Origin of the sequence: Burkholderia sp. MSMB1072, from assembly GCF_001524725.1 — a bacterium.
GTDB lineage: Bacteria > Pseudomonadota > Gammaproteobacteria > Burkholderiales > Burkholderiaceae > Burkholderia.
The window spans coordinates 38,537-57,689 of sequence record NZ_LOYC01000016.1 but is presented as its reverse complement, the minus strand read 5'-3'; the positions used below and the strand labels follow the sequence as shown (position 1 = coordinate 57,689).

At 66.4% G+C, this 19,153-nt stretch carries 16 protein-coding genes; 6 read left to right on the top strand and 10 right to left on the bottom strand.

Going from position 1 to position 19,153, the window contains the following annotated elements; translation table 11 throughout:
* Positions 1–20 precede the first annotated feature (20 nt).
* Positions 21–398, top strand: coding sequence for a 4a-hydroxytetrahydrobiopterin dehydratase (locus tag WS89_RS08410; RefSeq protein ID WP_257127321.1), 378 nt, complete (start codon positions 21–23; stop codon positions 396–398).
* Between the two features lie 93 nt (positions 399–491).
* On the opposite strand, the gene WS89_RS08405 is transcribed toward WS89_RS08410, so the two are convergent.
* Positions 492–722: a DUF3717 domain-containing protein gene (locus tag WS89_RS08405; protein ID WP_006401493.1), complete on the bottom strand. Its 231-nt coding sequence runs from the start codon at positions 720–722 to the stop codon at positions 492–494.
* Positions 723–844: 122 nt separating this feature from the next.
* On the opposite strand from WS89_RS08405, the gene WS89_RS08400 reads away from it, so the two are divergent.
* Both WS89_RS08400 and WS89_RS08395 read left to right on the top strand, forming a co-directional pair.
* Positions 845–1,537, top strand: coding sequence for a response regulator (locus WS89_RS08400; RefSeq protein ID WP_006401494.1), 693 nt, complete (start codon positions 845–847; stop codon positions 1,535–1,537).
* A gap of 121 nt (positions 1,538–1,658) precedes the next feature.
* Positions 1,659–3,143 (top strand): sensor histidine kinase, encoded by a 1,485-nt coding sequence (locus WS89_RS08395; RefSeq protein ID WP_059503136.1) that lies wholly within the window; start codon positions 1,659–1,661, stop codon positions 3,141–3,143.
* 137 nt (positions 3,144–3,280) lie between these two features.
* Here the strand turns inward: WS89_RS08395 and WS89_RS08390 are convergent, their stop codons facing one another.
* The 7 genes from WS89_RS08390 to mnmC all read right to left on the bottom strand — a co-directional run bounded on the left by WS89_RS08390 (position 3,281) and on the right by mnmC (position 12,179).
* Positions 3,281–3,847 (bottom strand): SET domain-containing protein, encoded by a 567-nt coding sequence (locus WS89_RS08390; protein WP_059790455.1) that lies wholly within the window; start codon positions 3,845–3,847, stop codon positions 3,281–3,283.
* 177 nt (positions 3,848–4,024) lie between these two features.
* Positions 4,025–5,137, bottom strand: coding sequence for an NADH:flavin oxidoreductase/NADH oxidase (locus WS89_RS08385; RefSeq protein ID WP_059790454.1), 1,113 nt, complete (start codon positions 5,135–5,137; stop codon positions 4,025–4,027).
* Between the two features lie 212 nt (positions 5,138–5,349).
* Entirely contained in the window at positions 5,350–6,060 is a 711-nt protein-coding gene (locus WS89_RS08380) for a glutamine amidotransferase (RefSeq protein WP_059503387.1), read from the bottom strand.
* A gap of 28 nt (positions 6,061–6,088) precedes the next feature.
* Entirely contained in the window at positions 6,089–6,727 is a 639-nt protein-coding gene (locus WS89_RS08375; RefSeq protein WP_059503130.1) for a MarR family winged helix-turn-helix transcriptional regulator, read from the bottom strand.
* A gap of 507 nt (positions 6,728–7,234) precedes the next feature.
* The gene (locus tag WS89_RS08370) at positions 7,235–8,350 is read right to left on the bottom strand and encodes a YbdK family carboxylate-amine ligase (RefSeq protein WP_006490006.1); all 1,116 of its coding nucleotides are present in this window, start codon (positions 8,348–8,350) and stop codon (positions 7,235–7,237) included.
* Positions 8,351–8,364: 14 nt separating this feature from the next.
* Positions 8,365–9,579: a cation:proton antiporter gene (locus WS89_RS08365; protein ID WP_034209665.1), complete on the bottom strand. Its 1,215-nt coding sequence runs from the start codon at positions 9,577–9,579 to the stop codon at positions 8,365–8,367.
* 668 nt (positions 9,580–10,247) lie between these two features.
* Positions 10,248–12,179, bottom strand: a complete 1,932-nt coding sequence (mnmC, locus tag WS89_RS08360; RefSeq protein ID WP_059790452.1) for a bifunctional tRNA (5-methylaminomethyl-2-thiouridine)(34)-methyltransferase MnmD/FAD-dependent 5-carboxymethylaminomethyl-2-thiouridine(34) oxidoreductase MnmC — start codon at positions 12,177–12,179, stop codon at positions 10,248–10,250.
* A gap of 388 nt (positions 12,180–12,567) precedes the next feature.
* Here mnmC and WS89_RS08355 point away from each other — a divergent pair, with 388 nt between their 5' ends.
* Positions 12,568–12,846, top strand: coding sequence for an HU family DNA-binding protein (locus WS89_RS08355; protein ID WP_006401505.1), 279 nt, complete (start codon positions 12,568–12,570; stop codon positions 12,844–12,846).
* Between the two features lie 130 nt (positions 12,847–12,976).
* Here WS89_RS08355 and WS89_RS08350 read toward each other — a convergent pair whose 3' ends face one another.
* Together WS89_RS08350 and WS89_RS08345 are read right to left on the bottom strand one after the other, a co-directional pair.
* Entirely contained in the window at positions 12,977–14,287 is a 1,311-nt protein-coding gene (locus tag WS89_RS08350) for a GTP-binding protein (RefSeq protein WP_059503385.1), read from the bottom strand.
* A 158-nt stretch (positions 14,288–14,445) separates the two neighbouring features.
* Positions 14,446–14,931 carry a lytic transglycosylase domain-containing protein gene (locus tag WS89_RS08345; protein ID WP_059790450.1) on the bottom strand — a complete coding sequence of 162 codons (486 nt, stop codon included), beginning with the start codon at positions 14,929–14,931 and terminating at the stop codon, positions 14,446–14,448.
* Between the two features lie 380 nt (positions 14,932–15,311).
* Here WS89_RS08345 and gspD point away from each other — a divergent pair, with 380 nt between their 5' ends.
* Together gspD and gspE are read left to right on the top strand one after the other, a co-directional pair.
* On the top strand, positions 15,312–17,654 hold the full coding sequence (gene gspD, locus WS89_RS08340; protein ID WP_059790449.1) for a type II secretion system secretin GspD: 2,343 nt from the start codon (positions 15,312–15,314) through the stop codon (positions 17,652–17,654).
* Between the two features lie 5 nt (positions 17,655–17,659).
* Positions 17,660–19,150, top strand: a complete 1,491-nt coding sequence (gene gspE / locus WS89_RS08335; protein WP_306453340.1) for a type II secretion system ATPase GspE — start codon at positions 17,660–17,662, stop codon at positions 19,148–19,150.
* Positions 19,151–19,153 lie beyond the last annotated feature (3 nt).

Here is a 19,153-nt window from a genome sequence, read left to right as displayed (position 1 = left end):
CTTCCCGCAACTATGAAACAATGAACGATGCCGGCTTCGCCGCGCGGCGCAGCCGCGGGCGGACACCGTTACCGAACGAGAGGTGCAAGATGATCCACAAGCTCACATCCGAAGAACGCAAGACCCGGCTCGAAGGCCTGCCGCTCTGGACGGCCGTGCCGGGCCGCGACGCGATCCAGCGCCGCCTGCGCTTCGCCGATTTCAACGAGGCATTCGGCTTCATGACGCGTGTCGCGATCAAGGCGCAGGAGATGAATCACCATCCGGAATGGTTCAACGTGTACAACCGCGTCGACGTCACGCTGTCGACCCACGATGCCGACGGGCTGACCGAACGCGACATCGAACTCGCGCGGTTCATCGACGGTGCCGCCGCACACGCGCAACCGGGCGCCTGAGTATCGCCTCCACCGCCGCGCCTCCTTTCGATGCGCGGCGCGTCAACTTTTCATTTCGCTAAACGTTTTCTAGGATGTACTCAGCGAAAGCCTTCAGCTTTCCAAGCCATCCTTAAGGCGCACGTAAGTCTCGTACGCTTTCCGCGCCTTGGGGTCCAATCCTTCCAGTTGCAGCGCGCTTTCGCGCTGTACAATCAGCAGCGCATACGGCTTGGAGAGCGCGCTGGCCTCTTCGCAGAGTTTGAGTTCGTCGCCGCTCGACGGCGAGCGGGCGCGCCAGAAATTGATCGCGGCTTCTAGGTCGTGGATCGAAATATCGGACATGATTGGATCTAATCGTTCGCTGGCCGCCATGCTTGATGTCAGGCGATGCGGCGTCCCTGTGGAAACGGCTTCGTGCTGTCCGCGTGCCTGAACCGCCAACCCATTGTACTTGAGCGAACTTCATGCGACTCCTTCTGATCGAAGACGACCGCCCCATCGCACGCGGTATCCAGAGCAGCCTCGAGCAGGCTGGCTTCACCGTCGACATGGTGCATGACGGCATTTTTGCCGAACAGGCGCTGGCACAGAACCGCCACGAACTCGTGATCCTCGACCTCGGCCTGCCGGGCATCGACGGGATGACCCTGCTCACGCGCTTCCGCCAGACCAACCGTCACACGCCCGTGATCGTGCTGACCGCGCGCGACGAGCTGAACGACCGGATCCAGGGCCTGAACTCCGGCGCCGACGACTACATGCTCAAGCCGTTCGAGCCGGCCGAGCTCGAAGCGCGCATCCGCGCGGTGATGCGCCGCAGCGGCCCGCACAGCGACATGCCGCGTCCGGAAGTGTCGCTCGGCGGCGTCCGGCTGTCGGGCGTCGACCGCCGCATCTTCAACGACGACAAGCCGCTCGAACTGTCGCCGCGCGAATTCGCGGTGCTCGAGATGCTGCTGCTGCGTCACGGCCGCGTCGTCAGCAAGGCCCAGTTGCAGGATCACCTCACGCACTTCGGCGGCGATCTCGGCGACACCGCGATCGAAGTCTACGTGCACCGCGTACGCAAGAAGCTCGAACAGTGCCGGGTCGAAATCGTCACGGTGCGCGGTTTCGGCTACCTGCTGCAGGAAATCCGCCAGACGGCGAGCGTCTAAGCGACGCCGCGCGCCGGCCGGGCCGCGTGCCGCCGGCGCATGCGTGCTGCTCCGCGTCGCCGCTCCCGGCGCACGACCGCGCCGCTCCCCGTGAGCGGCGCCTATCCATTTGCCCGTCGAAATGTCTTCTGATCCGGCTGTGACCACCAGCCTGCGCCGCTCGCTGCTCCGGCGCCTCGCCGCTCCGCTGTCGATGCTCGCGCTGATGAGCGGCCTGATCGCCTACTGGCTCGCGTGGCAATACACGCAGCACGTGATCGACCGCTCGCTCGCCGATCTCGCGACCGCCATCTCCAAACAGATCCAGATCGCCGGCCCCGACGCGCCGTTCACGGTGCCGCCGCTCGCGCAGGCGATGTTCTCCGATCCGGCCGAAGCGCTGATCTACCGGATCAGCGACGGCGAGCAGGAACTCGCCGGCGATCCGAAGCTGCCGCTGCAGGGCATCAACGTGCGCCGCATGCATCACGCGTACGTGTTCGAGGCCGAGTACGACAACCGCGCGGTGCGGGTCGCGCAGGTGCGCGTCGACAACGTCGAAGGCGGCCGGCCGATGGTCGTCGAAGTCGCGCAGCCGGTGCGGCACCGCTACCGGATCGCGGCCGAATTCCTCGTCGCGATCATGATGCCGCTGCTGCTGCTGCTGCTCGCGGGCTGGGGCATCGTGTGGCGCGTCGTGAACCAGCAACTGGGCCCGCTCACGCATCTGGCCGATTCGCTGAACCGGCAGACCCACACGTCGCTGGAACCGGTCGACGAAACCGACGTGCCGCTGGAGATCCGGCCACTGACGAGCGCGATGAACGCGCTGCTCGGCCGTCTGAAGACCGCGCTCGACGCGCAGCGCAAGTTCATCGCCGATGCCGCCCACCAGTTGCGCACGCCGCTCACCGCGGTGAAGCTGCATGCCGAGCAGGCGGCCGTCGCGCGCGACCCGCACCAGACCTTCGCCGCGGTGCGCGAGCTGCGCGCGGCCGCGGATCGCGCGGTGCGGCTGTCCAACCAGTTGCTGTCGCTCGCGCGTGCCGAGCCGGGCGAACAGGCCGCGCGCTTCGTCGATGTCGATCTCGCGGCGATGGCGTTCGAGACGGGCGCCGAATGGGTGCCGCGCGCGCTCGCGTCGCATGTCGACCTCGGCTTCCAGCGCAGCGACGACGCGGGCGACGACGAGACGCTGATCGTGCGCGGCAACCCCGTGCTGCTGCGCGAGGTGATCGCGAACCTGCTCGACAATGCGCTGAAGTACGTGCCGCTCGCGCGGCCGGACGGCGCGCGGATCACGGTGAACGTCGCGCGCGCCGCGCTCGAGGACAGCCAGCCTGCCGCCGAGATCGTCGTCGAGGACAACGGCCCCGGCGTGCCCGCGAACCAGCAGGCCGACCTGTTCAAGCGCTTCTTCCGCGGCGACGCGCAAAGCGGCAACGGCGTCGAAACGGGCGCCGGGCTGGGGCTCGCGATCGTGCACGACATCATTGCGATGCACGGCGGCACCGTGTCGTACGAGGATGCACCGGAAGGCGGCTCGCGCTTCGTGGTGAGGGTGCCGCTCGCCGCGCGCACGGAGAAGCCGGCCGGCGAAATGCCGGCTGCGGCGCCGACGCACTGAGCGATTCGCGGCGGGCGGCCGTCGGCCCGTTTCGACCGGGCGGCCCGCCGGAGAAGGAAATCGAACGACGGCCCGCTACGACGCGCCACCCGTTGGCCGAAACGACAGCGGCAGCGCGAAATGCGCTGCCGCCTGCATCACTTCCGGTTCTTCTTGTCCTTCGAACCAGACGCGGATTTGCCGTCCTTCTTGTCCTTCTTGTCCTTCTTGTCCTTCTTGTCCTTCTTGTCCTTCTTCTTTTTTTTCTTCCCGCTTTCGTCGGACGTCGCGAGCAACGTGCCGCGGCACGACTCCGCACCGCAGTGGCACGCGTATTCGCGCTTGAGCTTCTTCGTCAGCTTCGCGTCGATCACGAGGCCGTAGTCGTAGAACAGTTCCTCTTCCGGGCCGATGTCGCGCAGCGCGTGGATGAATACGCGGCCCTTGACCTCCTCGGCTTCGCAGTTCGGCGCGCACGAATGGTTGATCCAGCGCGCGCTGTTGCCGTCGATCTTGCCGTCGATCACGCCGCCTTCGTCGAGTGCGAAGTAGAACGTATGATTCGGCTCGCTCGGGTCGTGCGGATGACGACGCAGCGCTTCCTTCCACGAGATTCGCTCGCCCTTGTATTCCACTACGCGCTCGCCGGCCTTGATCGGCGCCACGGCGAACACGCCCTTGCCGTGTACTCCCGAGCGGCGCACCGCGATCCTGCGTGAACTCATCGAACGAATCCTTGTGAAGACGACTTGAATGGAAGCGACCGCGAACGCGGCCGGACGCCGCGCCAAACGAAAACGCGGCACCGGTCGGTGCCGCGTCGGGGCATGCGGCGAATCACCCGCATCCTACACGTTCACGATTGCTTCGTTCAACATCGCGCGCAATATTGCGCGATGGGCTCAGCGCTGGCCGAATGCGACGTCGCCGAACAGCGCCTTGTGCTCGCGCGGTTGCGAGCGCCAGTATTGCGGCGGCGCCGTCACCTGCGCGCCGAGTTCGGCCGCCGCGTGCCACGGCCAGCGCGGGTCGTACAGCATCGCACGCGCCATCGCGACGAGATCGGCATCGCCGGCCTCGATCAGCCGGTCCGCATGCTCGGGTTCGTTGATCAGGCCGACCGCGATCGTCGGCATGCCGACCGCCCGCTTCACGGCCTGCGCGAACGGCACCTGGTAACCGGGCGACAGCGGAATCTTCTGGAGCGGCGACACGCCGCCGGACGACACGTCGATCCAGTCGCAGCCGCGGCGCTTCAGTTCGTGCGCGAACGCGATCGTATCGTCGAGCTCCCAGCCACCTTCGACCCAGTCGGTCGCGGACACGCGCACGCCGACCGGCCGGTCTTCCGGAAACGCGGCGCGCACGATCTCGAAGATCTCGAGCGGAAACCGCATCCGGTTTTCGCGCGAGCCGCCGTATTCGTCGGTGCGCCGGTTCGCGAGCGGAGACAGGAACTGATGCAGCAAGTAGCCGTGCGCCGCATGCACTTCGATCGCATCGATGCCGAGCCGAGCAGCCCGCCTGGCCGACGCCGCGAAGGCTTCCCGGATACGGTTCAGGCCCGCGGCATCGAGTGCGAGCGGCGGCGTCTCGCCGTCCTTGTGCGGCACGGCCGACGGCCCGTGCGGCAACCAGCCGCCGTCGGCGACCGGCACGAGCTGGCCGCCTTCCCACGGCGCCGCGCTCGACGCCTTGCGCCCCGCATGCGACAACTGCATCGCGACGCGAACCGGCGAATGCTTGCGGATCGCGGCCAGCACCGGCTTCAGCGCGGCTTCGGTCACGTCGTCCCACAGGCCGAGGTCGCCATGCGTGATGCGCCCGTCGGGTTCCACCGCGGTCGCTTCGATGCACAGCAGCCCCGCGCCCGACAGCGCGAGATGGCCGAGGTGAATCATGTGCCAGTCGGTCGCTTCGCCGCGTTCGGCCGAGTACTGGCACATCGGGGAAATCACGATCCGGTTCGGAAGGGTCACGCCGCGCAGCGTGAACGGGGAAAACAGCGCAGTCATGGAAGCCGCTCGCCAGGAAAGGGAAAGAGCGGACGAGCGTAGCACGCACGCCCGAAGCGTGCAGACGGCGCGAACGACAGTAAGCGGATGGTCAGGTACGGCCGGCCGGGATGCCGGCGGTGCGCGGAATGTGCGGTGTACGGCGATGCGCCGGCCCCACAACGGATGCAGGCCGGCTCCGACCGTTGCAGCGGACGGGACTGCCCGCGACGTCAGAGCCCGACGCTGCCGAGCCACTCCGCGAACATGCGCCGTGCAGCCGTCTCGAGCGCGGGGCCGTGCTGCGCGGTATCGGCACGCAACTGGCGCGCGTCGACGCCGGGCGTCGCGGCGATTTCGCCGGCGTTTGCGATCAGCCACGGTTCGAAGCGATCGGTACGGATCTCGGGATGACATTGCAACGCCAGCACGTGCTGCCCCCATGCGAATGCCTGGTGGCGGCAAGCCGGCGTCGACGCGAGATGGATCGCACCGCCCGGCAGGTCGAACGTATCGCCATGCCAGTGCAGCATCGACGTCGTCGCGCCGTCGAGATGGCGCAACGGCGACGCGCGGCCTGCATCGGTGAGCGTCAGCGGCGCCCAGCCGAGTTCGTGCCGGGCGGCCGGATAGACGTGCGCCCCGAGCGCCCGCGCGATGAACTGCGCGCCGAGGCAGATGCCGAGGATCGGCAGCCCCGCGTCGATGCGCTGGCGCACGAGCGCCAGCAGCGGCGCGATCGTCGGATACTGCGCATCGTCGTACACGCTGAGCGGCCCGCCGAGCACGACGAGCAGCGACGGCTCGAGCACGTCGAGCACCTCGACCCGCGACGATCCGACATCGACATAGCGCACCCGTCGACCGCGTTCGCCGAGCACCTGCTCGAAGCTCCCGAGATCCTCGAAATGCACGTGGCGGATCGCCACGACTTCAGCGTTCATCATCGGCCTCCCGGTCGATCGACGGACGTCAGCCAGCGAAAATCTTCCAGGTCTTCTTCTGCGTCGCCGCGTCGGCTTCTTCCTGGACCGGGCAGTCGAGACGCAGATCGCTGTCGGACATCGAGATGTCGAGCGCCGCGCAGTGATGCACGGTCTTCTTCGACAGCTTGCCCGGCTGGAAATGCGTGCACGTGAGGCACATGCGTTGCGGCGGCGTCGCGCCGGCCACCTGCAGCTCGCGCAGCGTCTTCAGCAGCGCGCGATACAGTGTGCCCTGCTCGTCCGCGCCGAGCTTGCCCACCGCTTTCGTCAGGAATTCAGGCCATTGCAGCGCCTTCTTCGCGGCCGTGCGGCCACGCGCCGACAGGCGCACGGCCAGTGCCCGGCCGTCGTCCAGCGCACGGCGCTTCTCGACGAGCCCCTTCGTCTCGAGCGTGCTGACCGCATCGCTCGTCGTGGCCGCGGTGAGCTGCGTCTCGCGCGCGATCTCGCCGAGCCGCATCGGGCCCTTGCGCTGCAACAGCAGCACGAGAATCTCGCCCTGCGTCGGCGTGAGGCCAGCGCCTTCCGCCCAATCCCATGCCTCGCTCCGCATGGCCGTGCTCAACCGCAGCAGGCTGTGGGTCACACGTCCCGCAGCCTGGTTCCCGTAAACGCCTTCGCTCATAGTCTTTTCGCTTTGCCGCCGCCCGGTTGGCCGAGCGGCCGTAGTGTGGAGATCGAATCCCGTCTCAAAACAGACGCACTCTTTCGAGTGCGTCAGCACGGCCGTCGCGAGGCACACGCGGCGGTCGCATTCGCGGCGACCGGAGAGACACGCATCGTTTCCGGTGTCCGCAAAGCCGACATTCTAAGCGAGAGCGGAAAATCGCACAGCTAAGTTATCCCCTGCACTCTGTGGAAAATCGCTGGATAACCGCAATTTTTCGTTGTGCGCGCAATGTCACGAGCCCGCGAAGCCGGGCGCGCCGGTATTTTCCTGTTCGGATCGGCCACCGGCCGCACATTGATGATCCACCGGGTTATCCCGCCCGCAGAGCGTTGACTTTGCAGTGGAATATCGGGTTATCCACAGATTTTCAGGACGACTGGCGACGCGTTCGGCCGGACGCGGCGGCGAGCGCCATTCAGCGAATCGCGCCGCGGTCGATCCCGCAATCTGCAAAACATTTTTTCACTCGCGCCAACGTAAGCACTGCTGCCGGACCGTCTCGTTCAGCGATTTTTCCTGTTTGAAAACGGTTCTCAACCACGATGCGTCGTTCACGCGCGCCTTCGCGAGCGCACCGATCTCGTCGAGCGCCGCGCGCGAACCGAGCGCAGCCGCATGCGGCGCGATTCGGTCGAGCGTGTCGAGGATGTCTTCCGCGATCGTGCGGCGTTCGCCCGTCTGAGGATTCACGCAGGTGCCTTCGAGCCCGAAACGGCACGCTTCGAAACGGTTGAACGTGTAGACGAGGTAATCGTCCTCCGACAGCTTCAGCGGCCGGTCGGTCAGCAGGTAGCGTGCAAGCGTCTGGATGTAGCAGGCGATCGCCGCCGCGCGATCGACCGACAGCGGCGTGTCCATCACGCGCACCTCGATCGTGCCGTAGCCGGGCTTCGGCCGGATATCCCAGTAGAAGTCCTTCATCGAATTGACGACGCCCGTGTTCACCATCTTCGTGAAGTACTCCTCGAAGCTGTCCCAGGTCAGCACGAACGGTGCGCGACCCGACAGCGGGAACGCGAACACCGAATTCAGGCGTGCCGAATGGAAGCCCGTATCGACGTTCTGCACGAATGGCGACGACGCGGACAGCGCGATGAAGTGCGGAATGAAGCGCGACATCGAGTGCAGCAGGAACAGCGCGCTGTCGGGATCGGGGCAACCGATGTGCACGTGCTGGCCGAACACGGTGAACTGCTTCGCGAGATAGCCGTACAGCTCGGAGATGTACTGGAAGCGCGGCGCATCGTAGATCTGCCGGTCGCTCCATTGCTGGAACGCATGCGTGCCGCCGCCGGCCAGCCCGACGTTGAGCTGGTCGGCTGCCTTCACGAGCACGTCGCGGATCGCATGCAGCTCGCTGACGGCCTGCTCGTGCGAATGGCAGATGCCGGTCGACAGCTCGATCATGCTTTCGGTGATTTCCGGCGTGATGTTGCCCGGAAAGGTCTCGCCCTGGATCAGGCGCATCAGGTCGGATGCCGCTTTGGTCAGGTCGTAATTGTGCGTATTGACGACCTGGATCTCCAGTTCGACGCCGAACGTGAACGGTTCGGAATTGACGAAGGTTTCGAGTGCCATGGCAGGTTCCGGAATCAGTTGCCGTCGCTGCGTTCGCCGACCGCCGACAGGCAGCGGTAGACGACGAACGGGCTGACGAGCTGCAGGATCACGATCGAGCACATCACGATCGCGCGCAGGTGCGGGTCGAAATTCGGGTAGAGCTGGTAGGTGTCGTCGACGAGCAGGTACGACAGCGCGGACATCGGCGTGAGCGCGATGCCGAGTGCGACGCCCTGCTTCATCCCGAGACCGCTCGGCTTCGCGAACGCGACGACGCCGGCCAGCTTCGCGGCGAGCCGCGTGACGATCAGCACGATCGCGAGCAACCCGCCGAGCGCGATGTCGCCCCACGTGAACGACGTGAGCGTCAGCACGAACAGCACCACCGTCAGCAGCCAGCCGGCCGTGCCGAAATGCTCGGGCCACAGCTGCGGCCGCGCTTCGAGGTTCTTCACGATGATGCCGGCGAGCAGCAGCGTGAGCAGCGTCGACAGCTTCAACGCCTGCGCGACGGCAATCGCGAGCATCACGAGCCCGAACAGCGCGACGAACGAATGCTCGTCGCGCATCGTCGCGGTCATGTGACGGAACAGGTAATTGCACGAACGCGCGACGAGATACGCGACGATGAAAGAACCGGCGAGCAGGTAAAGCGGTTGCAGGATCGTAGCGAAAACGTTGCCGTACGCTTCCTGGTGCAGCCAGCTCGTCACGAGCTTGGTCAGCACGATCGCGTACACGCTGTTCAGCGCGGTGAGCGTGATGAGGCGTTGCGACACCTGCCCTTCCGCGCGCAGTTCGGTCTTGAGCTGGATCACCATCGACGGCGACGTCGCGATCGCGATCGCCGACAGCACCAGCGCGACCATCCCCGATACGCCGAGCGCGAGCATCACGAACAGTACGAGCACGAACGTGAGCGTGGCTTCCGCGAGGCTCGACGCGACGAGCCACGGATTGCGCCGAATCCAGCGCAGGTCGAGGCGGCTGCCGAGTTCGAACAGCAGCAGGCCGAGCGCGACGTCCATCAGCAGCCGCGAGGTTTCGTCGGTGCTCGCGTCGATCACGCCGAATCCGAACGAACCGGCGATCAGGCCGATTACGGCATAGCCGGTGATGCGGGGCAGACGCCACGCGCGATAGCACAGCTCGCCGCACAGGCCGGCGGCGAACAGCGCGAGCCCGGCCCAGAACACGGCATCCGGCGCGAGCGGCCAGTTGGGCAGGAATGAGAACGCCGACTTCATCGTGGTGACTTCTCCTTTGGAAGCAACCGCCAGCGACACGGGTCAAGCGACAGGAATGGATGCGCGCCGGCTGGGTATTGCCCCGAATGTGATTGTTGTGCTCGACGACGGCGGTACATGGGATCCGCCTGTTCCGCCACAGGGTGGAACGTCGTTCAGGTTGCCGATCTGGATTGTCGGCCTGGTGTGTGAACGGACTGGCGGACTCGAAGGTTCAGATTCGAAATCATGCCGACCGTTCCATTGAAGCATGTCCGGCGCCTGGCCGAACGAACGCGAAGGAAACCGATTGTGCCACAGCTTTTTCGCTCCGGAACCGACCGAATCGACTTGCGGCGCTGTGCGGCACCACAGGTCTTTGGTTTCAAAGGTTTACTTGTATATATACGTAGTAGAAGTTAACAAAGGACGCACAGTTCTGTGGATAACTCCGGTTTACGCTGTTGGATCAATGCGTTGGCGAAACCATAACCGGTTGCACAGGCTGTTCGTGCACAGACGTTTGAGTTGAGCAACTTTCGGGCCGCTTCACAGCTGTGCGGAGTTGCCCAGTTTACGTCCACTGTGATTGCACACGAAGTACGCGCGGATTCCGCGTGGTTATCCACAGCATCGCGTGGATAACCTTGCGCAGGAAAATCGGGAAACTGTGAGAAAGGCGCGGCCGATCAGCTCGTCGGACCGACGCGGCGTGCGCGCAGCGCGCGGATCAGGAAACGGGCGGGATCGACCGCGTCGGCGAGTTCGCGCTCGAGCGGCCACGGCTCGCCTTCGAGTTGCGAGGCGATCAGCTCGGCGCCGAGCGCAGCCCACACGAGGCCGCGCGAACCGAAGCCGAATGCGCCGTAGAGGCCGGGCAGGCGCGGCAGGTCGCGCGCCTGCGCACCGCCGAGCGCGCGTGCGTTCGCGGTGGCCTGCGCTTCGTCGGCCAGCGGGCCGAGGAGCGGCAGGCGGTCGCCGACCACCCAGCGCAACGCCACGCGCCCGCGCAGCGTGGCGGGGTCCGGCAGGTCGCCGATCAGGCCCGGCAGCAGGTGCCGCACGCGCTCGAGGTTTTCGACGTGGCCGGCCGTACGCATCGCGGGATCGGTGTCGTCGGGCTCGAACGTTGCGCCGATCAGCAGCGTGCCGTCGGCGAGCGGGACCGCGTAACCGTCGCCGATCGTCGGGCACGGCAGCGGCGACGTCGTGCCCGGTGGCAGCAGCGTGAGCTGGCCGCGCACCGGTTGCAGCGCGACATGCCGCAGCCCGGCAAGACGCGCGGCGTCACCCGCGTTCGCGAGCACGACGACGGGCGCATCGGCCAGCGTGGCGCCGGTATCGTCGAGCGCATGCCAGGTGTCGCCCCGTCGTTCTAGCCGCGCGACGCAGGTGGACGCAAGCAGGCGCACGCGCTCGCCCGCCGCCGCATATTGCGCGGCGCACAGCCCGGCCGGCCAGACGGCGCCGCCGTGCGGAAACAGCAGGCCGCCATGCTCGACCGGCAGATTCAGGTGCGCACGCGCGGCATCGGCATCGAGCAGGGTTGCATAGTCCGACGGCGCGCCGAACGCATCGAACGCGTCGCGCATCCGCGCGAAATCGTCGGCCGATTCGGCGAGATGGATCATCCCGTGCGTGCTGCGCGCGAACGCATGCCCTGCGCGTTCGAGGGCGTGCCAGCGTGCGATCGCGTGCAGGAAGCCGCCGCGCGTGAGCCGGCTCGCGACGTTGTCGTCGCGCGTCATCAACGGATGAAAAACCCCGGCCGGGTTGCCCGACGCTTCGCTGGCGATCCGTTCGTGCCGCTCGATCAGCGTGACGTCCCAGCCGCGTGCAGCCAGGCGTTCGACCACTGCGCAGCCGGCGAGGCCCGCACCGATCACGATCGCCCGGCGCGCTGCAACGGGCAGTGCACGCGGCGGCTCGTGTCGGCGCGCGCGCCAGCGCGGCGCATATTCGCCGACGAGACGATCGTCGACTTCGCGGAACGTGAAACCTGTTTCGCCGAGCGCGTGTTTCACGTCGGCGGACTTTGCATGGGTCGCAAACGTCGCGTGTTCGCCGGCGATTTTCGCGAGTGCGCGGATTCCGTCGGCCGATGCCGCGGCGCCGTCGAGAAAAAACGCATCGGCGCGCGCGACGAGCTTCTTCGACAGGTCGATCGCATCGCCGAACGCGAGCGTGAGCACCACGCGTCCTTCGTCGAATTCGAGCCGGTGCAGGCCCGGCACGAGGATCGGCCATGCATCGATCAATGCATCGGCGTCCGCCGATATGGTTGTGTCTGCAACCATATGCGAAACCGCGCGACGCAGGTCGTCGCGCGAGAACGGGTGCGGCTCGAGCGCGACGACATGCAGCCGTTCGCAGCGCGCAGGATCGTCGCGCCACGCGGCCCAGGCCGCAAGGAAGCCGGCGCCCGCGCCGAATTCGGTCGTGACGATCGTGAACGTTCGACGGCGCCGCCAGCGCGCGGGCAGCCCGTTGCCCGCGACGAATGCGCGATGCGCGTGCGCGAGCGTGCCGGATGCGCCGCGATGAAGCTCGCCGAACTCGGGCGAGACGAGCGTGCCGTCGTCGCGAAGCGCGAGCGTGGCGTAAACAAGTCGGTCGGGCATGCGAAACAAAAAACGTGGCAGCCAAGCCTGGCAAGGGATTGCGGGAGGCCGTCCGACCGGCCGTTGGAAAAGGGCAACGGGGCGACGAACGGGCGGACCACGCTGCGTATCCTGTCCGGTTGGCGCAGGTCAAAAAACGGGCAATCGACGATTCATTCGGCGAAATACCGATGAAAATCTTTGAAACCCTTGTCGTTATTGGGTTTGCGCTGCGCTATCATAGCAACGCCGTACCGCGGGGTGGCCGCCGGCAAGCCGGAGGGCGCGTCGCGCGGGCCAGGATTCGGCGCTGTGTCGTCGGAGTCTGACTCTCGACGGCACGGTTCGCGCACGTATAATCGGCGCGTTCGCGCTGTTCGTGTCAACCTAACCTGATAAAGGAACCTTAATGAACAAACAGGAACTGATCGACGCCGTCGCCGCCCAAACGGGCGCCAGCAAGGCTCAAACCGGCGAAACGCTGGACACGCTGCTCGAAGTCATCAAGAAGGCCGTGTCGAAGGGTGATGCGGTTCAGCTGATCGGCTTCGGCAGCTTCGGTTCGGGCAAGCGCGCAGCACGTACGGGCCGCAACCCGAAGACGGGCGAAACCATCAAGATCCCGGCAGCCAAGACGGTCAAGTTCACGGCCGGCAAGGCGTTCAAGGACGCCGTCAACAAGCGTTAAACCCGCGCCTGTTCCAAAAAAAACCCGCCGAGAGGCGGGTTTTTTGTTGGGCGCGCGCGGCATTTTCGCCACAGTCTGCGTCGCTCTTGCAAAAATTAACGGTTATTTTTACGAGCCGTTACCACGCGCTTCACGCGTGCACGATTTGTGTGTCGCCGTGATCGTCGTCGTGCGAATCGACGTCCCACGCCGGGAACGGATCGTCGAACGCCGCCCATCCCGTCGCGCCGAGCGCGAACTCCGCATCGGTCAGCAGGCACGCGTCGAGTTTCGCGCGCCACGCGTCGGCATCGAGTGCGATGCCGATCAGCACGAGTTCCTGTCGGCGATCGCCGACCGTGCGATCGTCGAGATCGCCCAGCCATTCGGCGCGGATTTCGGCGAGCAGCTCGTCGTCGTCCGGCCATTCCGCGCGATCCTGCGCCGCCCACCACGAACCGGCCGGCCCGTGCCGGCATACGCCGCCCGCCTGCGACAGCGAACCCGCGATGTCGTTGCGCGTCGCGAGCCAGAAGAAACCCTTGCTGCGCAGCACGCCCGGCCACTCCTGATGCAGCAGCGCCCAGAGCCGTGCCGGGTGAAACGGCCGGCGCGCGCGGTAAACGAAATTGCCGATCCCGAATTCGTCGGCTTCGCCGTGCACGTGCGCATGATGGTCGTCCTGGCAGTCGGGATCGTCGCAATGCGCGTGATCGCGGTCGAGCGACGCGAGCCAGCCCGGCGCATTCGCGGCTTCGTCGAAATCGAAGCGGCCGGTGTTCAGCACTTCGTCGAGCGGCACGTTGCCGAACGTCGACACGACCTGGTGCGCGCGCGGATTGAGGCGCGCGAGGATGTGCTGCAGGCGCGCGAGATCGTCCGCGCCGACCAGGTCGGCCTTGTTGATCACCAGCACGTCGCAGAATTCGATCTGCTCGATCAGCAGCTCGACGAGCGTGCGGTCGTCGTCTTCCGACGCGGCGATGCCGCGCGTCGCGAGCGCGTCGTCGGAGCCGTAGTCGCGCAGGAAGTTGTACGCGTCGACCACGGTGACGAGCGTGTCGAGCCGCGCGATGGCCGACAGCGACGTGCCGTCGTCGTCGACGAACGTGAACGTTTCGGCGATCGGCATCGGCTCCGCGATACCGGTCGATTCGATCATGATCGCGTCGAAGCGGCCTTCGGACGCGAGGTTGCGGATCTCGACGAGCAGGTCGTCGCGCAGCGTGCAACAGATGCAGCCGTTCGACATTTCGACGAGGCGTTCCTCGACGTGCGACAGCGCCTGCGCATCGCGCACGAGCGACGCGTCGATGTTGACCGCCGCGAGATCGTTGACGATCACCGCGACTTTCAGGCCCGCGCGGTTCGCGAGGACGTGGTTGAGCAGCGTGGTCTTGCCGGCGCCGAGGAAGCCGGACAGCACGGTGACGGGCAACGGCTGTTTCATTGCCGGATTCATGATGATATGCACCAACGGAAAAGATGAAAAAGCGGCCGCGGCGCCCTGCCGGGGCGCGATCGGCCCGCACGCGGACGAAACGGCGGCGTCAGCCCGCATTGTGCATCAAACGCGCGCCGGCCGGCCGGCGCGGCGTCAGCCGGCGATGCCGCGCGGCATCACTGCGCGGCCGGAGCAGCCTGAGTGGCCTGAGCGGTCTGCGTAGGCGGCAGCAGCTTCCATTGCGTCAGGATGCCGGCGATCTGCCGCGCGTATTTGTCGCGCAGCGACGGCGTTTCCGAATGATAGGCGCCGACCGCCTGCCACGTGTTGCCGTAGCGGTTCATCTTCTGTCTGAGATGCCACGCGGCGATGTACACGTTCTTGCACGGTTCCATCAGCGTGTCGCGGCCGATCCCGTAGCGCGACAGTGTCGGCAGGTGGATCGAATTGATCTGCATCAGGCCGTAGTCGACCGAGCCGTTCGTATTCTTGTTCAGCGCATCGGGCCGGTTGCGCGACTCCTGCCACGCGATCGCGCGCAGGATCAGCGGATTGACCCGCTGGTATTTGGCCGCTTCGTCGAAACAATCCGCGCGTGCGTTGCCGCTGGCGAACCATGCGCCGGCGGCGATCAACGCGATCGAAGCGAACCGTTTGTCCATCGTGCGGAAACGAAAAGGAATTGCGCGGAGCTCGGGGAAAACCCGTGGCCGTTATTCGTGCGACGAGAAACGCGCCGCCCGTATCATACCGGCAGACAGCCGGATTGCGACAGGCAGGAATACGACAGGCCGGTTATACCGCATTTCCGTGTCGGTTCATCGCGAAATGGAAGCGACGGCGGAGGCGACGGCCGGCATGCGGAGTGTGACATCAATCCTTACATATTGCATACGGTTCGCCGGATACATGTCGTATGTGAGACAGTCTTCGGATCAATGTGATATTTCGGACATGAAAAACTGCTAATGTCGCCTCTTTCGGACCTGGATCCCAGCACTACCGCCGGAAGTGGCCTGAGCCGGCATCGACCCATTCATCCATGACAAGAAATCGCTTCGTTATGCGGCGTATCGCCACGACCCTGCTCGTGGCCGGCATCATCGTCTCGCAGGCCGCCTATGCTCAGGTCACGCTCAACTTCGTGAATGCGGATATCGACCAGGTCGCGAAAGCGATCGGCGCCGCGACCGGCAAGACCATCATCGTCGACCCCCGCGTGAAGGGGCAGCTCAATCTCGTGGCCGAACGGCCGGTGCCGGAAGATCAGGCGTTGAAGACGCTGCAGTCCGCGCTGCGCATGCAGGGCTTCGCGCTCGTGCAGGATCACGGCGTGCTGAAGGTCGTGCCGGAAGCCGACGCGAAGCTGCAGGGCGTGCCGACCTATGTCGGCAATGCGCCGCAGGCGCGCGGCGATCAGGTGATCACGCAGGTGTTCGAGCTGCACAACGAATCGGCGAACAACCTGCTGCCCGTGCTGCGGCCGCTGATCTCGCCGAACAACACGGTGACGGCCTACCCGGCGAACAACACGATCGTCGTGACCGACTATGCGGACAACGTGCGCCGCATCGCGCAGATCATCGCGGGCGTCGACAGCGCCGCGGGCGCGCAGGTGCAGGTCGTGCCGCTGCGCAACGCGAACGCGATCGACCTCGCCGCGCAGCTGCAGAAGATGCTCGACCCGGGCGCGATCGGCAACAGCGACGCGACGCTGAAGGTATCGGTCACGGCCGACCCACGCACCAACTCGCTGATGCTGCGCGCATCGAGCGCGTCGCGCCTCGCGGCCGCGAAGCGCCTCGTGCAGCAGCTCGACGCACCGAGCGCGGTGCCCGGCAACATGCACGTCGTGCCGCTGCGCAACGCCGATGCGGTCAAGCTCGCGAAGACGCTGCGCGGGATGCTCGGCAAGGGCGGCAACGACAGCGGCTCGTCGGCTTCGTCCAACGATGCGAACAGCTTCAACCAGAACGGCGGCTCGTCGTCGAGCGGCAACTTCTCGACCGGCACGTCGGGCACCCCGCCGCTGCCGTCGGGCGGCCTCGGCGGTTCGTCGTCTTCGTCTGCGTACGGCGGCGGCTCGTCCGGCGGTGGCGGGCTCGGCACGGGCGGCCTGCTCGGCGGCGACAAGGACAAGAGCGACGACAACCAGCCGGGCGGGATGATCCAGGCCGATTCGGCCACCAACTCGCTGATCATCACCGCGTCCGATCCGGTTTACCGGAACCTGCGCTCGGTGATCGACCAGCTCGACGCACGGCGTGCGCAGGTCTATATCGAAGCGCTGATCGTCGAGCTGAATTCGACGACGCAGGGCAACCTCGGCATCCAGTGGCAGGTCGCGAGCGGCCAGTTCCTCGGCGGTACGAACCTGAACCCCGGGCTGGGCCTGGGCAACAGCATCATCAACTTGACGGCCGGCGGGGTGGCCAACGCGGCCGGCGGGATCACCGGCGGCGGGCTGGCCTCCAATCTCGGGCAGTTGTCCCAAGGGCTCAACATCGGCTGGCTGCACAACATGTTCGGCGTGCAGGGGCTCGGCGCGCTGCTGCAGTACTTTGCGGGCGTGAGCGACGCGAACGTGCTGTCGACGCCGAACCTGATCACGCTCGACAACGAGGAAGCGAAGATCGTGGTCGGCCAGAACGTGCCGATCGCGACCGGCTCGTATTCGAACCTGACGAGCGGCACCACGAGCAACGCATTCAATACCTACGACCGTCGCGACGTCGGCCTGACGCTGCACGTGAAGCCGCAGATCACCGACGGGGGGATCCTGAAGCTGCAGCTGTATACCGAGGATTCGGCGGTGGTCGCCGGCACGACCAACGCGCAGACCGGCCCGACCTTCACGAAGCGCTCGATCCAGTCGACGATCCTGGCCGACAACGGCGAGATCATCGTGCTCGGCGGCTTGATGCAGGACAACTACCAGGTATCGAACAGCAAGGTGCCGCTGCTTGGCGACATCCCGTGGATCGGCCAGTTGTTCCGTTCGGAATCGAAGGTGCGCGCGAAAACCAACCTGATGGTGTTCCTGCGCCCGGTGATCATTTCCGATCGCGGCACAGCGCAGGAAGTCACGGCCAATCGTTATGACTACATCCAGGGCGTGACGGGCGCGTACAAGTCGGACAACAACGTGATCCGCGACAAGGACGATCCGGTCGTCCCGCCGATGCCGCTGGGCCCGAGCCAGGGCGGCACGGCCGCGGGGAACCTGTTCGATCTCGACAAGATGCGTCGCCAGCAGTTGCAGCGCCAGGTGGCGCCGGTGCCGGCCCAGCCGTTGCCGGAGGCGACGCCCGCGCAGCCGCAGAGCGTGCCGCAGCAGGCGGTGCCGCAACAGCCGCTGACCACCGCGCCGGGAGCCTCGCAGTGAGCGACGTGCTCGCGTCTTCCACTCACGACGGCGCGCCGGGCGAACGCCAGCCGCCGTCGCCGCTCGCCGCGCGCCTGCTGCCGTACGGCTTCGCGAAGAGCGGCCAGGTGCTGATCGCGCATCAGCTCGACGATACGCTCGAGGTGTGGATCAGCGAACGCACGAGCGACGCCGCGCTCGCGGAAATCGCGCGCAACTTCGGCTCGATCGCCGTGCATCGCGTGCCGGCCGACGAGCTCGCGCAGGCGATCAACCAGGCCTATGCGCGCCAGGACGGCAGCGCCGCGCAGGTGGTCGGCGAGGTCGAAGGCGAAGTCGACCTGTCGCGGCTGATGCAGGACATCCCCGAGGTCGAGGATCTGCTCGAATCGGAAGACGACGCGCCGATCATCCGGATGATCAACGCGCTGCTCACGCAAGCGGCGCGCGAACAGGCGTCGGACATTCACATCGAGCCGTTCGAGAACGCGTCGGTCGTGCGCTTTCGCGTCGACGGCACGCTGCGCGACGTCGTGCGCCCGAAGAAGGCGCTGCACGGCGCGCTGATCTCGCGGATCAAGATCATGGCGCAGCTCGACATCGCGGAGAAGCGCCTGCCGCAGGACGGCCGCATCACGCTGCGCGTCGGCGGCCGGCCGGTCGACGTGCGCGTGTCGACGCTGCCGACCGGGCACGGCGAGCGCGCGGTGCTGCGTCTGCTGGAAAAGGATGCGCAGCGCCTGAACCTCGAAGCGCTCGGGATGGGCCGCGACACGCTCGTGCAGTTCGACAAGCTGATCGCGCGCCCGCACGGCATCGTGCTCGTCACCGGCCCGACCGGTTCGGGCAAGACGACCACGCTGTATGCGTCGATGTCGCGGCTCGAAACCGCGACGACCAACATCATGACCGTCGAGGACCCGATCGAATACGACCTGTCCGGCATCGGCCAGACGCAGGTGAACGAGCGGATCGGGATGACCTTTGCCCGCGCGCTGCGCTCGATCCTGCGCCAGGACCCGGACGTGATCATGATCGGCGAAATCCGCGACCTCGAAACCGCGCAGATCGCGGTGCAGGCGTCGCTGACGGGCCACCTCGTGCTCGCGACGCTGCACACGAACGATGCGGCGTCCGCCGTCACGCGCCTGACCGACATGGGCGTCGAGCCGTACCTGCTCGCGTCGTCGCTGCTCGGCGTGCTCGCGCAGCGCCTCGTGCGCCAGCTCTGCCCGGTCTGCAAGGAGGAGCGGCACGAGGACGGCCGCACCGTGTGGCATCCGGTCGGCTGCGACAAGTGCGGGCATTCGGGCTACGCGGGCCGGCGCGGCGTCTACGAACTGCTGCTGGTCGACGAGTCGATCCGCACGCTGATTCACCGCAACGCGGCCGATGCCGAGATCCTGGCCGCCGGCCGCGCGCAGGGCATGCGCACGCTGCGCGACGACGCGGAGCGCTGGCTCGCGGCCGGCGCGACGTCGCTCGAGGAAGTGCTGCGCGTGACGGGAGGCGCATAGCGC

Coding starts and splice junctions, on each gene's coding strand:
- WS89_RS08400 (WP_006401494.1), top strand. CDS start 845: ATGCGACTCCTTCTGATCGAAGACGACCGCCCCATCGCACGCGGTATC.
- WS89_RS08355 (WP_006401505.1), top strand. CDS start 12,568: ATGAACAAACAGGAACTGATCGACGCCGTCGCCGCCCAAACGGGCGCC.
- mnmC (WP_059790452.1), bottom strand. CDS start 12,179: ATGCCCGACCGACTTGTTTACGCCACGCTCGCGCTTCGCGACGACGGC.
- WS89_RS08395 (WP_059503136.1), top strand. CDS start 1,659: ATGTCTTCTGATCCGGCTGTGACCACCAGCCTGCGCCGCTCGCTGCTC.
- WS89_RS08385 (WP_059790454.1), bottom strand. CDS start 5,137: ATGACTGCGCTGTTTTCCCCGTTCACGCTGCGCGGCGTGACCCTTCCG.
- gspD (WP_059790449.1), top strand. CDS start 15,312: ATGACAAGAAATCGCTTCGTTATGCGGCGTATCGCCACGACCCTGCTC.
- WS89_RS08390 (WP_059790455.1), bottom strand. CDS start 3,847: ATGAGTTCACGCAGGATCGCGGTGCGCCGCTCGGGAGTACACGGCAAG.
- WS89_RS08365 (WP_034209665.1), bottom strand. CDS start 9,579: ATGAAGTCGGCGTTCTCATTCCTGCCCAACTGGCCGCTCGCGCCGGAT.
- WS89_RS08375 (WP_059503130.1), bottom strand. CDS start 6,727: ATGAGCGAAGGCGTTTACGGGAACCAGGCTGCGGGACGTGTGACCCAC.
- WS89_RS08350 (WP_059503385.1), bottom strand. CDS start 14,287: ATGAATCCGGCAATGAAACAGCCGTTGCCCGTCACCGTGCTGTCCGGC.
- WS89_RS08405 (WP_006401493.1), bottom strand. CDS start 722: ATGTCCGATATTTCGATCCACGACCTAGAAGCCGCGATCAATTTCTGG.
- WS89_RS08370 (WP_006490006.1), bottom strand. CDS start 8,350: ATGGCACTCGAAACCTTCGTCAATTCCGAACCGTTCACGTTCGGCGTC.
- WS89_RS08380 (WP_059503387.1), bottom strand. CDS start 6,060: ATGAACGCTGAAGTCGTGGCGATCCGCCACGTGCATTTCGAGGATCTC.
- WS89_RS08410 (WP_257127321.1), top strand. CDS start 21: ATGAACGATGCCGGCTTCGCCGCGCGGCGCAGCCGCGGGCGGACACCG.
- WS89_RS08345 (WP_059790450.1), bottom strand. CDS start 14,931: ATGGACAAACGGTTCGCTTCGATCGCGTTGATCGCCGCCGGCGCATGG.